This is a genomic window from Streptomyces sp. NPDC097595 (assembly GCF_044761525.1).
Lineage (GTDB): Bacteria > Actinomycetota > Actinomycetes > Streptomycetales > Streptomycetaceae > Streptomyces > Streptomyces drozdowiczii_A.
In genome coordinates, this window is sequence record NZ_JBIWCN010000006.1 from 188395 (window position 1) to 202209 (window position 13815).

A 13815-nucleotide genomic window follows, 5' to 3' on the forward strand; every position below is an offset into this window, starting at 1 on the left:
GAGGGGGGTGGAGAAGTCCCTGACTGGCAGGACAGGGCGATGGGGCCGGTGGGCCCGCGGAGTGAACTGTAAATCCCCGATCGATGATCGATCAAAGGATGAAGTGGAAAACTTCTCGATCTGAAGAAATTGGCATGCGGTGCCATGAAATGGGGCACCGAGTGACGGGATTTACCCGTCAAAACGGGCGCTGACCTGCACGGAAGAGCGGTGGGGACGACACTTGCGCAGCGCCTCAGGCGCGCGGCGCGCACCCCAGGACGTGGGCCTTGACCAGAGTCCCGATGTCCGGGTCCTTGCGCAGGAACGCGTCGATGAGGGCCTCGTGCTCCTCCGCGTACGACTTCTGGACCGTGCCCAGCCAGCGGATCGACAGGGCCGTGAACACCTCGATGCCCAGCCCCTCCCAGGTGTGCAGCAGCACCGCGTTCCCCGCCGCCCGGACCATCTCGCGGTGGAAACCGACCGTGTGCCGGACCTGGGCCTCGCCGTCCGCCAGCCGGTCCGCCTCGTACAGCGCCGCCACGTGCGGGGCCAGCAGCGAGCAGTCCTCGCCGAGCCCGGGGGCCGCCAGCTCGGCCGCGATCTGCTCCAGGCCCGCCCGTACGGGGTAGCTCTCCTCCAGGTCCGCCGCGGTGAGGTTGCGGACCCGGACGCCCTTGTTGGGCGCCGACTCGATCAGCCGCAGCGTCTCCAGCTCCCGCAGCGCCTCGCGCACGGGCGTCTGGCTGACCTCCAGCTCGGTGGCGATGCGCCGCTCCACGATCCGCTCGCCCGGCTTCCAGCGCCCGCTGACGATCCCCTCCACGATGTGCTCGCGGATCTGTTCGCGCAGCGAGTGGACGACGGGCGGGGTCATGACGGGCTCCTTCGGACAGACCGGTACGCCTGCACCGGGCACGGTGGCCGGGGCGACCGGTGGTGTCTAGACAATACGGCGGCGCCCCCGTCCGGAAGTGTTCCGGACGGGGGCGCCGATCGTGAGGCTGGTTACAGGCCGAGCTCGACCTCGAACTCGCCGGCCTCCAGGATCGCCTTGACCGCGGTCAGGTAGCGGGCGGCGTCCGCGCCGTCCACCAGACGGTGGTCGTAGGAGAGCGACAGGTACGTCATGTCGCGGACACCGATCACGGTGCCCTCCTCGGTCTCGATGACCGCGGGACGCTTCACGGTGGCGCCGATGCCCAGGATGGCTGCCTGGTTCGGCGGCACGATGACGGTGTCGAACAGCGCGCCGCGCGAGCCGGTGTTGCTGATGGTGAAGGTGGCACCGGACATGTCGTCCGGGGTCAGGCCGCCACCGCGGGCCTTGCCGGCCAGCTCGGCGGTCTTCTTCGAGATACCGGCGATGTTGAGGTCGCCCGCGCCCTTGATGACCGGGGTCATCAGGCCCTTCTCGGCGTCCACGGCGATGCCGATGTTCTCCGAGTCGAAGTACGTGATGGTGCCTTCGTCCTCGTTGATCCGGGCGTTGACGACCGGGTGGGCCTTCAGCGCCTGGGCGGCGGCCTTCACGTAGAACGGCATCGGGGAGAGCTTGACGCCCTCACGGGCCGCGAAGCCGTCCTTCGCCTTGGCGCGCAGCTTCATCAGCTTCGTGACGTCGACCTCGACGACCGAGGTCAGCTGGGCCTGCGAGTGCAGCGCCTTCATCATGTTGTCGCCGATGACCTTGCGCATACGGGTCATCTTGACGGTCTGGCCGCGCAGCGGGCTGGCCTCCAGCTTCGGCGCCTTGGAGGCGGCCGGAGCTGCGGCAGCGGCGGGCGCCGGGGCAGCGGCGGCGGCCTTGGCGGCCTCCGCGGCGGCGACGACATCCTGCTTGCGGATACGGCCACCGACGCCGGTGCCCTTGACCGAGCCCAGGTCGACGCCGTTCTCGGCGGCGAGCTTGCGGACCAGCGGCGTGACGTACGCGCCGTCGTCACCGGAGGTCGCGGCCGGGGCGGCGGCCGGAGCCTGCGCCGGAGCGGCCGGAGCCGGGGCGGGAGCCGCCGGAGCCGGGGCCTGGGCGGCGGGCGCCGGGGCCGGAGCGGCCGGAGCCGGAGCCGGAGCCGGGGCGGGCGCGGCGGGGGCCGGAGCCGGTGCCGGCGCGGGGGCCGGGGCGGGCTGGGCCGGAGCCTCCTGGGCCGGGGCGGGCTGAGCCGGGGCCGGGGCCTCGGCCGGAGCGGCACCGGGCGCGCCGATGACGGCGAGCTTGGCGCCGACCTCGGCGGTCTCGTCCTCGCCGACCACGATCTCCAGCAGCACACCGGCGACCGGGGCGGGGATCTCGGTGTCGACCTTGTCCGTGGAGACCTCGAGCAGCGGCTCGTCCTCCGCGACCTCCTCGCCGACCTCCTTGAGCCAGCGGGTGACGGTGCCCTCGGTGACGCTCTCGCCGAGCGCGGGGAGGGTGACGTCGGTGCCGGAGGCGCCACCGGCCGGGGCGGCGCTGGGAGCCTCGGCGGCGGGCGCCGGGGCGGCGGGTGCCTCGGCGGCAGGGGCCTCGGCGGGGGCCGCGGCCGGCTCGGCGGCCGGAGCGGCCTCGGCCGCCGAGGCGCCCGAACCGTCGTCGATGATGGCCAGCTCGGCACCGACCTCGACGGTCTCGTCCTCGGCGACCTTGATGGACGACAGGACGCCGGAGGCGGGGGCGGGGATCTCGGTGTCGACCTTGTCGGTCGAGACCTCGAGCAGCGGCTCGTCGGCCTCGACGCGCTCGCCCTCGGCCTTCAGCCAGCGGGTGACAGTGCCCTCGGTGACGCTCTCGCCGAGCGCCGGAAGGGTTACGGAAACCGACATGGTTTCAGTTGCTCCTTACGAAAATGCGGAAGTGGTCGGTCGTCGCGCCCGGTCGACTGGATCAGTCGTGGGAGTGGAGGGGCTTGCCGGCCAGGGCCAGGTGGGCCTCGCCGAGCGCCTCGCTCTGGGTCGGGTGGGCGTGGATGAGCTGGGCGACCTCGGCCGGCAGCGCTTCCCAGTTGTAGATCAGCTGGGCTTCGCCGACCTGCTCGCCCATACGGTCACCGACCATGTGGACGCCGACCACGGCACCGTCCTTGACCTGGACGAGCTTGATCTCGCCCGCGGTCTTGAGGATCTTGCTCTTGCCGTTGCCCGCGAGGTTGTACTTCAGCGCGACGACCTTGTCCGCGCCGTAGAGCTCCTTGGCCTTGGCCTCGGTGATGCCGACGGAGGCGACCTCGGGGTGGCAGTACGTGACCCGGGGGACACCGTCGTAGTCGATCGGGACGGTCTTGAGACCGGCCAGCCGCTCCGCGACGAGGATGCCCTCGGCGAAGCCGACGTGCGCCAGCTGGAGCGTCGGGACCAGGTCGCCCACGGCCGAGATCGTTGGAACGTTGGTGCGCATGTACTCGTCGACCAGGACGTAGCCGCGGTCCATGGTGACCCCGGCCTCCTCGTAACCGAGGCCCTGCGAGACCGGGCCGCGGCCGATCGCGACCAGCAGCACCTCCGCCTCGAAGGTCTTGCCGTCGGCGAGGGTCACGCGGACGCCGTCCTGCGTGTACTCGGCGCCCTGGAAGAACGTGCCGAGGTTGAACTTGATGCCGCGCTTGCGGAAGGCGCGCTCAAGAAGCTTCGAGCTGTTCTCGTCCTCGACCGGGACGAGGTGCTTCAGGCCCTCGATGATCGTCACATCGGTGCCGAAGGAGGTCCACGCCGAGGCGAACTCGACGCCGATGACGCCGCCGCCCAGCACGATCGCGGACTTCGGGACGCGGTCCAGCTTCAGCGCGTGGTCCGAGGAGATGATGCGGTTGCCGTCGATCTCCAGGCCCGGCAGCGACTTCGGCACGGAGCCGGTCGCGAGGAGCACGTGGCGGCCCTGGATGCGCTGGCCGTTCACGTCCACCGAGGTGGGGGAGGAGAGCCGGCCCTCACCCTCGATGTAGTGCACCTTGCGCGAGGCGACGAGACCCTGGAGGCCCTTGTAGAGGCCGGAGATCACGTCGTCCTTGTACTTGTGGACGGCCGCCATGTCGATGCCCTCGAAGGTGGCCTTGACGCCGAACTGCGCGGACTCGCGAGCCTGGTCCGCGATCTCGCCGGCGTGCAGCAGGGCCTTCGTGGGGATGCAGCCGTTGTGCAGGCAGGTGCCGCCGACCTTGCCCTTCTCGATCAGAGCGACGTCCAGGCCCAGCTGCGCTCCGCGCAGGGCCGCGGCGTACCCGCCGCTGCCACCGCCGAGGATCACTAGGTCGAAAACGGTGCTGGCGTCGTTCGCCACGTCACGTCCTCCATGCATGTGCGCCGTACGCCGGGCCCCGTCCTCGGGGTGCTACCGGCCGGTCGGCTGGTGTGCGGCCGCTTTGTCTTCGGCCCTGTGGTGGGGGCCCTGTCCTGCCGAGAACCCATCTTCGCACTTGTTGACGGTGGGCGGGACGCGGGGCCCGTGTCCGGGACGGTCGATCGTCCCTCCCGGGGTCAAACACCTACGGCCCCGGACGTATGCCCGGGGCCGTACGGGGCGTGCCGCGACCGGTCAGCCGAGGTCGCCGGCGGCGGTGCGCTCGGCCAGCTTCACCAGCGTACGGACGGCGGAGCCGGTGCCGCCCTTGGGCGTGTAGCCGTACGGGGCGCCCTCGTGGAAGGCGGGGCCCGCGATGTCCAGGTGCGCCCAGGCGATGCCCTCGCCCACGAACTCCTTCAGGAACAGGCCGGCCACCAGGCCGCCGCCCATCCGCTCGCCCATGTTGGCGATGTCGGCGGTCGAGGAGTCCATGCCCTTGCGCAGGTCAGCCGGGAGCGGCATCGGCCAGGACGCCTCGCCGACCTCGTCCGCGATCTCGTGGATCGAGGTACGGAAGGCGTCGTCGTTGGACATGATGCCGAAGGTGCGGTTGCCCAGGGCCAGCACCATCGCGCCGGTCAGGGTCGCCACGTCGACGATCGCGTCCGGGTTCTCCTCCGAGGCGCGGGTCAGCGCGTCGGCCATGACGAGGCGGCCCTCGGCGTCGGTGTTGAGGACCTCGACGGTCTTGCCGCTGTACATGCGCAGGACGTCACCCGGGCGGGTGGCGCTGCCCGACGGCATGTTCTCGGCGAGCGCCAGCCAGGCGGTGACGTTGACGCGCAGGCCCAGACGGGCGGCCGAGACGACGGTCGCGAACACGGCGGCGGCGCCGGCCATGTCGCACTTCATCGTCTCGTTGTGACCGGCCGGCTTCAGCGAGATGCCGCCCGAGTCGTAGGTGATGCCCTTGCCGACGAGGGCCAGGGTCTTCTCCGCCTTCGGGTGCGTGTAGGCGAGCTTCACCAGGCGCGGGCCGCGCTCCGCGCCCTGGCCGACGCCCAGGATGCCGCCGTAGCCGCCCTTGACGAGCGCCTTCTCGTCCAGCACCTGCACCTTGATGCCGTGCTCCTTGCCGGCGGCGGTGGCCACGGCGGCGAAGGACTCGGGGTACAGGTCGTTGGGCGGGGTGTTGACCAGGTCGCGGGCGCGGTTGATCTCCTCGGCGAGGGCGATCGCGCGCTCCGCGGCGGCCTTGAACGCCTTGTCGCGGGGCTTGGCACCGAGCACGGCGACCTCGGCCAGCGCCTGCTTGGCGCCGGCGGGCTTCGCGTCCTTGGGGGCCAGCTTGTTCTCACCGGCCTGGTAGGCGGTGAAGGCGTACGCGCCGAGCAGGGCGCCCTCCGCGATGGCCTCGGCGTCCTCGACGGAGCCGATGGGCAGCGCGAAGCCGGCCTTCTTCGAACCGGCCAGCGAGCGGGCGGCGGCACCGGCGGCCCGGCGCAGCGTCTCGGCGTCGAACGCGCCGTCCTTCCCGGCCTTGCCGAGACCGGCCGCGATGACGACGGGGACCTTCAGGCCCTCCGGGGCGGGGACCTTCGTCAGCTCGCCCTCGGCACCCGAGGCGCCCAGAGTCGCCAGGACGGCGGCGAGCTTGCCGCCGAACGCCTTGTCCACGGCCTCGGCGCCCGGTGCGAGGACGAGGTCCCCAGGCTTGGATCCAGCGCCCTTGGCGACGCCCACGACGAGGGCGTCGGCGCGCAGCGTCGCCGCACCGGCAGTGCTGAGAGTGAGAGCAGTCACGGTGGTGAAATCTCGCTTCCGTTGAGTTCTTTTCGGTCGAGTGGGTGGGCCGACCGTGCCCGGCGCATCGTAGACGCGGCCGCAATGTGCCGGGAATGAGCCTACGCGCGCCTTTGCTGCCCGCTCACGGCGGCGGGCCGTAGCCGTCGTACGGTGGTGCTCCCGGGAAGATCGTCCCGGCGGACATGGGGGAACGATGCGCGACCGGACGGCCGCACGGATGAGCGGGGCGCGCGGCGCTCTCGCCGTCACCGCAGTGATGCTGCTCACGGCGCTCGCGGGCTGCTCCTCGGAGCATGAACAGGCCCCGGCGGGGAAGGAACCCGCCTCCGCGCGGCCCTCGCCGGCGCGCTGGCGGCCGGCGCCCGGCACGGACTGGCAGTGGCAGCTGTCCGGGAAGCTCGACACCTCGGTGGACGCCCCGGTGTACGACGTCGACGGCTTCGACCGTACGGCGGCCGAGGTCGCCGCGCTGCACCGCAAGGGCCGCAAGGTCATCTGCTACCTGTCCACCGGCGCCTGGGAGGACTTCCGGCCGGACGCGGCCCGATTCCCCACCGCCGTGCTCGGGAAGGGCAACGGCTGGAAGGGTGAGCGCTGGCTCGACATCCGGCGCACCGAGGTCCTGGAACCGCTGATGGAGACCCGGATCGCGATGTGCGGGAAGAAGGGCTTCGACGCGGTCGAACCGGACAACATGGACGGCTACCGCAACAGGAGCGGCTTCCCGCTCACCGCCGCCGACCAGCTGCGCTACAACCGCCTGATCGCCCGCCTGGTCCACCGCCACGGCATGTCCGTCGGCCTGAAGAACGACCTGCCGCAGATCCCGGAGCTGGTCGGGGACTTCGACTTCGCGGTCAACGAGCAGTGCGCGCAGTACGAGGAGTGCGAGGAGCTGACCCCGTTCGTGAAGGCGGGCAAGGCGGTCTTCCACGTGGAGTACGAGCTGCCGGCGGCGGAGTTCTGCGCGCAGTCCCGGAAGCTGGGGCTCAGCTCGCTGCGCAAGGAGTACGAGCTGGACGCCGGGCGGGAAACCTGCGCGAAGGGCTGACGGGCCGCCTCAGCCCAGCGTCAGGCACACCAGCGCCACCGTCGCCGCCGTCTCCGCCAGCGCCCCGAACACGTCCCCGGTCACCCCGCCGAACCGCCGCACGCAGTGGCGCAGCAGCACCCCGGCCATCACCGGCGCGGCCACGGCGGCCACGGCGTACCGCAGCGCCCCGTACCCGCCCAGCAGCGCCCCCGCCCCCGCGCACCCCGCCACCACCGCGAGCGCCACCGCCCAGGCACCGGCCGCCGGGACCGTACCGGCGACGGCCGCGCCCAGGCCCTCCGGGCGGGCCGCCGGGACGCCGCGCCGGGAGGCCAGGGTGAGCGCGAGCCGGGCGACGACGGCCGAGGCGACGGCCGCCACCGCGCCCTGCGCCCAGCCGTCCGCGTACAGCCGCTGAAGGGCCGCCACCTGGGCCAGCAGCACGAAGAGCAGGGTGATCACGCCGAACGGGCCGATGTCCGACTGCTTCATGATCCGCAGCGCGTCGTCGGCCGGTCTGCCGCTGCCCAGGCCGTCGGCGGTGTCCGCGAGGCCGTCCAGGTGGAGGCCCCGGGTGAGTGCGGCGGGCACGGCGGCCGAGGCGACCGCGGCGAGCAGCGGGCCGGCCCCGCCCCACAGCAACAGAGCGCCCGGGACCGCCGCGAGGGCGCCGACGACCAGCCCGGCCAGGGGAGCGCACAGCATCCCGGCCCGGGCGGCCTCCCGGTCCCAGCGGGTGACGCGGACGGGGAGCACGGTCAGGGTGCCGAAGGCGAAACGCAGGCCGTGGCTGTTCAGGGAGGTCACGGCGCGCAGGCTAATCGGTGGGGACGGCCGCTAGATTGACCGAATGCCGCATAACGGGGCGCAGGCGGACGAGTGGGAGTGCGTGGCATGGGTCACTGGTTCAATCAGAACTTCGTGGAGCCGGGCAAGCTGCCCCTGCTCCTCGCTCTGACCGCCTTCGTGCTGACGTTCGCGATCACCCGGGTCATCACCCGGATGATCCGGGCCGGGAAGGGGCCGTTCCGCAACTTCACGCCCGGCGGCGTCCACATCCACCACGTGGTGCCCGGGGTGGTGCTGAGCGTCGTCGGCGGCTTCGGCGCGGTGGGCAGCGGGCGGCACGGCGTCACGGCCTCGGTCTGCGCGGTCGTCTTCGGCGTGGGCGCCGGCCTGGTGCTGGACGAGTTCGCCCTGATCCTGCACCTGGACGACGTGTACTGGACCGAGGAGGGGCGGCAGAGCGTGGAGGTCGTCGTGCTCACGGCGGCCCTGGTGCTGCTGGTGCTCGGCGGGTTCTCGCCGCTGGGCGTCAACGACCTGAGCGACGATCAGCAGCAGGGCCGGGTGGGGGCCGTGCTCACCGTCGTCATCAACTTCTGCTTCGTGCTGATCGCCCTCTTCAAGGGCAAGGCGCGGATGGCGGTGGTCGGCGCGCTGGTCCCGTTCGTGGCCCTGATCGGCGCGGTGCGGCTGGCCCGGCCGACCTCGCTGTGGGCGCGTCGGTTCTACCGCGACCGGCACCGGGCCCGCTCCCGCGCGGTGCTGCGGGCCTACCACCACGACGTGCGCTGGGTCGGCCCGCGCCGCAGGTTTCAGGACCTGATCGGCGGGGCCCCGGACCGGGCCCCGCTCCCACCCTCCAAGCCCTGACGGCCTCTCAACGCCTGTGAGGTGCACAGCAGAAGCGCCGCCACGATGGCCGCGAGATGTTCCCGGCCCGCCAGGTTGTCCTTCAGTACCGCCTCGGCCACCATCGCGACGATCACCACCGCCCCGGTGATCCGCGCCCCGTAAGCGCAGCAGACGCAGACCGCCAGCGCGACGACCGCCGCCGAGGGCCCGGTGTCCACGATCCGCGCGTCCGACGCGGGCAGTCCGAGGAAGGCGTCCGGCCCGGCCGCGATGCCGATCCGCGCGTACAGCGTCCCGGCCAGGGTCGCCGCGTACGCGATCAGCAGCGTCCGCCACCGACCGAGGCAGACCTCCGCGGCCCCGAACACCACCAGCATCTGCACCAGCGCGCCCCACACCGGCAGGTCCAGCGCGGGTACGAACAGCGACAACGGGGTACGCAGCAGGGCCGCCCAGAGCGGATCGTCGGCCCGGACCGCGCCCAGCGTCTGCACCGGGCCGTAGCCCCAGGACCGGTTCTGCACCACCTGGAGCAGCCCCGTCAGGGCCACCGACGCCAGGGTCAGGGGCACGGCACGCAGACCCTGCGCGGCGAGCGGCGCCCGTACGGCCGACCGGAGCGGGCCCCACTCCCGGCGGGCCGCCCGGCGCAGGGCGCGTACGGCTCTCATCCACGCGGCCCGGACGGGACACCGCGCCCCCGGGCCAGCCGCGAACGGTGCAGCCACTTGGGCAGCCCCGGCGCCTCCAGGAAACCTTCGGCCCGGCCGGCCGCGACGCCGATGCGGAGCAGGTCCGCGCTCTTCTCGAAGAGCAGGAACCGGGGCTCCCAGATCGGGCGGTACTTCGCGTTGGCCCGGTACAGCGACTCGATCTGCCACCACCGCGAGAAGAAGCTGAGCAGCGACCGCCACATCCGGAGCACCGGGCCGGCGCCCAGCCGCGAGCCGCGCTCGAAGACCGAGCGGAACATCGCGAAGTTCAGCGACACCTGCGTCACGCCCAGCTTCCCGGCCCGTCGCAGGAGTTCGATGACCATGAACTCCATCAGCCCGTTCTCGGAGTCCCGGTCACGCCGCATCAGGTCCAGTGAGAGGCCGTTCGGGCCCCACGGCACGAAGCTCAGCAGGGCCCGCAGTTCGCCCGGGGCGCCGTCACCGGACGGGGCGTCACGGCACTCCAGCATCACGCACTGCCCGTCGGCCGGGTCGCCGAGCCGGCCCAGCGCCATCGAGAAACCGCGCTCGGTCGCCCCGTCGCGCCAGTCGTCCGCCCGGCGCACCAGCTCGGCCATCTCGGCCTCCGGGATCTCCGCGTGCCGGCGCACCGTCACCTCGTAACCCGCCCGCCGCACCCGGTTGTACGCCTGGCGCACGGTCCGCATCGCGCGGCCCTCCAGGGTGAAGTCGGCCGTCTCCACGATCGCCTCGTCGCCCAGCTCCAGGGCGTCCAATCCGTGCCGCGCGTAGACCGTGCCGGCCTCCTCGCCCGCCCCCATCACCGCCGGGATCCAGCCGTGCTCGCGGGCCTCGGCCAGCCACGGCGCGATCGCACCCGGCCAGGCCTCCGGATCGCCGATCGGATCGCCGGACGCCAGCGACACCCCGCCGACCACTCGGTAGGCGACGGCCGCCTTCCCGGTGGGGGACCACACCGCGCTCTTCTCGCGGCGCAGCGCGAAGTAGCCCAGCGAGTCCCGCTCACCGTGCTTGTCGAGCAGCGCCCGCAGCGCCTCCTCGTCCTCCGGGGTGATCGGATCGACCGCCCGGCGGGAGCGGAAGGCCGCCCAGACGACCGCGATCAGCAGCAGCGTGGACAGGATGTTGATGGCGACGTTCACCCAGCCCGGCGCGGTGATCCCGGGGAACCGCGAGTCCGACGCGGCGACGGACACCAGCCGCAGCGCGCCGTACGCCCAGCGGTCCAGGAACGTCGAGCGGTACTCGTCGTGCGCGGTGTTGGTGACCGTGACCAGGCCCGCCGCGATCAGCGAGGTGACCAGCAGCCCGCCGGCCGCCACCAGCGCGGCCAGCCTCGGATTGGACCGGTCGCCCTTCGCGTAGAACTCGCGCCGGCCGAGCACCAGCGCGAGCACGAAGCCCGCGGACAGCGTCAGCGAGATCCAGTTCTGCGGATAGCGGCGTACCTCCGGGAAGAGCATCAGGGCGGCCGACAGCAGCAGCGTCAGCCCGCTCAGCGCCAGGTTGACGATCCACGCGGCCCGTTTCCGGCGACGCATCGTCACGGCCAGGAAGAGCGCCACCACCCCCGAGGAGAAGCCCGCCGTGAGCAGATACGGAGTGAAGTAGTCGTCCGTGTTGTGGCGGCGCAGGTCCTGACCGAAGGTCACCCAGACCGCGCTGAGGAAGTTGAGGAACGACACCACGCGCAGGTACCAGATCGCGAACGCGGCGCCGCGCCGCGAGCGCGGGGTGCCGGCCCTGCGGACGGTACCCCGCCCGGACTCCTCGACGGCCATACCGACCTCTCCCATGAAAAGCGATCATATGGGGCATCGCGCTGCATGAGGGGGCGCTCCGCGGCCGGTGTCGGCCGGGCGCGGAGCGGGGCCGGTGTCAGTCCGTCGGCTCGTCCTTCTCGTCGTCCGCGCCGCCCTCCGCCGGCTCCGGCTCCCGCTCGGGCAGCTCGGCGGCCAGCGCGGCGGCGGCCTGGACGAAGGGAAGGGCGAGCAGCGCCCCGCATCCCTCGCCCACGATGACGCCGTGATCGAGCAGCGGGTTGAGCGCCATCCGGTCGAGGGCCTTCGCCTGGGCCGGCTCACCGCTCAGCTGGCCCGCCAGCCACCAGTCCGGCGCCCGGAACGCGGCCCGCTGGCCGACCAGCGCCGCCGCCGCGCCGACCACCCCGTCCAGGACCACGGGCAGCCGCCGCACCGCGCACTGGAGCAGGAAGCCGGTCATCGCCGCCAGGTCCGCGCCGCCCACGGTGGCCAGCAGCTCCAGCTGGTCGCCCAGGACCGGCCGGGCCCGGCGCAGCGCGTCACGGATCGCCGCGCACTTGCGCATCCACGCCAGGTCGTCGATCCCCGCGCCGCCGCGCCCGGTCACCACCGAGGCGTCCGTGCCGCAGAGCGCCGCGATCAGCGTGGCCGCCGCCGTCGTGCCGCCCACGCTGAGGTCGCCGAGCACCACCAGATCGGTGCCCGAGTCGGCCTCCTCGTCGGCCACCGCGATCCCGAGCCGCACCGCGGCCTCGGCCTCCTCGGCCGTCAGCGCGTCCTCGACGTCGATACGGCCGCTGCCGCGCCGCACCCGGGTCCGGACCACCGCCTCCGGCAGCAGCTCCGGGTCGCAGTCGAGACCGGCGTCCACGATCCGCACCGGCACGGAGAACCGGCGCGCCAGGACCGCCAGCGGGGTCGAGCCGTCCAGCGTGGCCCGGACCAGCTCGTGCGCGGTGGAGGCCGCGCGGCCGGACACATCGAGCTCGGCGACCCCGTGGTCACCCGCGAACAGCACCACGCGCGGCTGCTCGACCGTCCGCACCGGAGCGGCCTGCTGCGCGGTCGACAGCCACTCGCCCAGCTCGTCCAGCCGGCCCAGGGCGCCCGGGGGCACGATGAACCGCTCCCGGCGTTCCTCGGCGTCGCGCCGCACGCCCCCGTCGGGGCGTTCGATCAGGTCGGAGAAGTCGTCCAGATTCACGGGGGTCTGCCTCGCGGGTCGATACGGGGAGTGGTCCGGGGAGCCCGGCGGCGGGCTCCCTGCGGAACAGTACCCGCCACGTTTTCCGGGCCCGCCCGGTACGGTCCCGCGCCCGGCCCCCCGACCTCCCCCGCCCCCTCAGCCGCGCAGCGCCAGCGCCTGGCCCGCCACCACCAGCAGCACCTGCTCGCACTCCTCGGCCACCGCCGCGTTCAGCCGGCCCAGCTCGTCCCGGAAGCGGCGCCCGGCCGCCGTCGCGGGCACCACCCCGGAGCCGGTCTCGTTGGTCACCAGGACCACCGTGCGCCGCGTCCCGCGCACCGCGGCGACCAGCTCCTCCGTCCTGGCCCGCAGCGCCCGCTCGCCGCTCTCCGCCCACGCCGCGTCGTCCCAGGCGTCCACCCGGTCCATCGCGTCCGTCAGCCACAGGGACAGGCAGTCGATGAGCAGCGGCGGCCCGTCCGACGACAGCAGCTCCGCGAGCTCGCAGGTCTCCTCGGTGCGCCAGGCGGCCGGCCGGCGCTCCCGGTGCAGCCCGACCCGGGCCGCCCAGTCCGCGTCCCCGTCCCGGGTGCCGCCCGTCGCCACGTAGACGACCTCCGGATACGTCTCCAGGCGCCGTTCCGCCTCGACGGACTTCCCGGAACGGGCGCCCCCGGTGACCAGGGTGCGCCGCGGGACCGCGGCCGGCGTGCGGAAGCCGCCGACCGTCAGCGTCGTGCCGTCCGGCACCGCCCGGGCCCCGGCGGCGGCGAGCCGGCGTGCCAGCTCGGACGCGGGCGGCGCGTCGTGGTCCAGGTGGACGGCGATCAGCTCGGTGGCGGGCCCGATCGCCTCGACGGACCGCAGCCGCGCCAGCGCGTCGGGCCGCCCGACGACATCCCCGGCGACCAGGTCGTACGGCTGCGCCACCGGGTCCGTCAGCCCGGCCGGTGCGCCGCCCGGCGGGAGGTACAGCAGCCGGGCGCCCTCCGGCGAGGTCACTTCGTACCCCGTGCCCGGCGCGTCCATCGGCACGGCCCGCACCCGGTGCCCGCTGATCAGGGTCAGCACCCGCCCGTCCGGGACCCGGCCCGCCGGAGGCAGCCCGGCGGGCAGCTCGACGGCCGGTCCGTCGTGCGGGTGGGTCAGGAGGACCTGGCGTACGCCGGTGAGCGAGCGGCCGGCGCGGGCGGCGGCGAACACCGCGCCGGGCGTCAGGTCGAGCAGCAGCGCGTCGTCGACCAGGAGGGCGGTCGCGGCCCGGCTGCCGGCTCCACGGGCCAGGGCGCAGGCGGCGCAGGGGCAGTCGGGGCGCGGCAGCCCGTCGGGGGCTCCGGTGCCGAGCAGAGTCAGTTCCACGCTCCGATCCTCCCGCGTCGCCGCGCGCGGTGCGCGACGTGGGCCCTCGAAGATCCGCCGCACAGCCTCAGGGCCTTTCGTTCGGACCAGGCCGG

General features: G+C 73.4%; 11 protein-coding genes. 2 read left to right on the forward strand and 9 right to left on the reverse strand.

The genetic code is table 11. The annotated features are described in order from the left end of the window. Window positions 1-235: 235 nt before the first annotated feature. From ACIQZN_RS12325 to ACIQZN_RS12340, 4 genes are all read right to left on the reverse strand, one after another. Complete coding sequence (locus ACIQZN_RS12325) at window positions 236-859, reverse strand: GntR family transcriptional regulator (RefSeq protein WP_018103556.1); 624 nt, start codon at window positions 857-859, stop codon at window positions 236-238. A 131-nt stretch (window positions 860-990) separates the two neighbouring features. Continuing rightward, entirely contained in the window at window positions 991-2784 is a 1794-nt protein-coding gene (sucB, locus tag ACIQZN_RS12330) for a 2-oxoglutarate dehydrogenase, E2 component, dihydrolipoamide succinyltransferase (protein ID WP_403991312.1), read from the reverse strand. A gap of 61 nt (window positions 2785-2845) precedes the next feature. Continuing rightward, window positions 2846-4234, reverse strand: coding sequence for a dihydrolipoyl dehydrogenase (gene lpdA, locus ACIQZN_RS12335; RefSeq protein WP_328899837.1), 1389 nt, complete (start codon window positions 4232-4234; stop codon window positions 2846-2848). A 255-nt stretch (window positions 4235-4489) separates the two neighbouring features. Beyond that, on the reverse strand, window positions 4490-6040 hold the full coding sequence (locus ACIQZN_RS12340; RefSeq protein ID WP_403991315.1) for a leucyl aminopeptidase: 1551 nt from the start codon (window positions 6038-6040) through the stop codon (window positions 4490-4492). Window positions 6041-6236: 196 nt separating this feature from the next. Between ACIQZN_RS12340 and ACIQZN_RS12345 the strand changes: the two genes are divergently transcribed. Then, the gene (locus tag ACIQZN_RS12345) at window positions 6237-7094 is read left to right on the forward strand and encodes an endo alpha-1,4 polygalactosaminidase (protein WP_403991318.1); all 858 of its coding nucleotides are present in this window, start codon (window positions 6237-6239) and stop codon (window positions 7092-7094) included. A 9-nt stretch (window positions 7095-7103) separates the two neighbouring features. Here the strand turns inward: ACIQZN_RS12345 and ACIQZN_RS12350 are convergent, their stop codons facing one another. After that, entirely contained in the window at window positions 7104-7883 is a 780-nt protein-coding gene (locus ACIQZN_RS12350) for an adenosylcobinamide-GDP ribazoletransferase (protein WP_403991321.1), read from the reverse strand. Window positions 7884-7970: 87 nt separating this feature from the next. Here ACIQZN_RS12350 and ACIQZN_RS12355 point away from each other — a divergent pair, with 87 nt between their 5' ends. Further along, window positions 7971-8732, forward strand: a complete 762-nt coding sequence (locus ACIQZN_RS12355) for a hypothetical protein (protein ID WP_403991324.1) — start codon at window positions 7971-7973, stop codon at window positions 8730-8732. Here ACIQZN_RS12355 and ACIQZN_RS12360 read toward each other — a convergent pair. The 4 genes from ACIQZN_RS12360 to ACIQZN_RS12375 all read right to left on the reverse strand — a co-directional run bounded on the left by ACIQZN_RS12360 (window position 8675) and on the right by ACIQZN_RS12375 (window position 13720). Beyond that, entirely contained in the window at window positions 8675-9385 is a 711-nt protein-coding gene (locus ACIQZN_RS12360) for a hypothetical protein (RefSeq protein ID WP_403991326.1), read from the reverse strand. The genes ACIQZN_RS12355 and ACIQZN_RS12360 overlap by 58 nt on opposite strands. Next, window positions 9382-11208 carry a phosphatidylglycerol lysyltransferase domain-containing protein gene (locus tag ACIQZN_RS12365; RefSeq protein ID WP_403991329.1) on the reverse strand — a complete coding sequence of 609 codons (1827 nt, stop codon included), beginning with the start codon at window positions 11206-11208 and terminating at the stop codon, window positions 9382-9384. The genes ACIQZN_RS12360 and ACIQZN_RS12365 overlap by 4 nt, the downstream gene beginning before the upstream one ends. Before the next feature lie 82 nt (window positions 11209-11290). Further along, on the reverse strand, window positions 11291-12379 hold the full coding sequence (gene cobT, locus ACIQZN_RS12370) for a nicotinate-nucleotide--dimethylbenzimidazole phosphoribosyltransferase (protein ID WP_403991332.1): 1089 nt from the start codon (window positions 12377-12379) through the stop codon (window positions 11291-11293). A gap of 138 nt (window positions 12380-12517) precedes the next feature. Further along, window positions 12518-13720, reverse strand: coding sequence for a bifunctional adenosylcobinamide kinase/adenosylcobinamide-phosphate guanylyltransferase (locus ACIQZN_RS12375; protein WP_403991335.1), 1203 nt, complete (start codon window positions 13718-13720; stop codon window positions 12518-12520). Window positions 13721-13815: the final 95 nt, after the last annotated feature.

Coding starts and splice junctions, on each gene's coding strand:
- ACIQZN_RS12360 (WP_403991326.1), bottom strand. CDS start 9,385: ATGAGAGCCGTACGCGCCCTGCGCCGGGCGGCCCGCCGGGAGTGGGGC.
- ACIQZN_RS12345 (WP_403991318.1), top strand. CDS start 6,237: ATGCGCGACCGGACGGCCGCACGGATGAGCGGGGCGCGCGGCGCTCTC.
- sucB (WP_403991312.1), bottom strand. CDS start 2,784: ATGTCGGTTTCCGTAACCCTTCCGGCGCTCGGCGAGAGCGTCACCGAG.
- ACIQZN_RS12325 (WP_018103556.1), bottom strand. CDS start 859: ATGACCCCGCCCGTCGTCCACTCGCTGCGCGAACAGATCCGCGAGCAC.
- ACIQZN_RS12365 (WP_403991329.1), bottom strand. CDS start 11,208: ATGGGAGAGGTCGGTATGGCCGTCGAGGAGTCCGGGCGGGGTACCGTC.
- ACIQZN_RS12355 (WP_403991324.1), top strand. CDS start 7,971: ATGGGTCACTGGTTCAATCAGAACTTCGTGGAGCCGGGCAAGCTGCCC.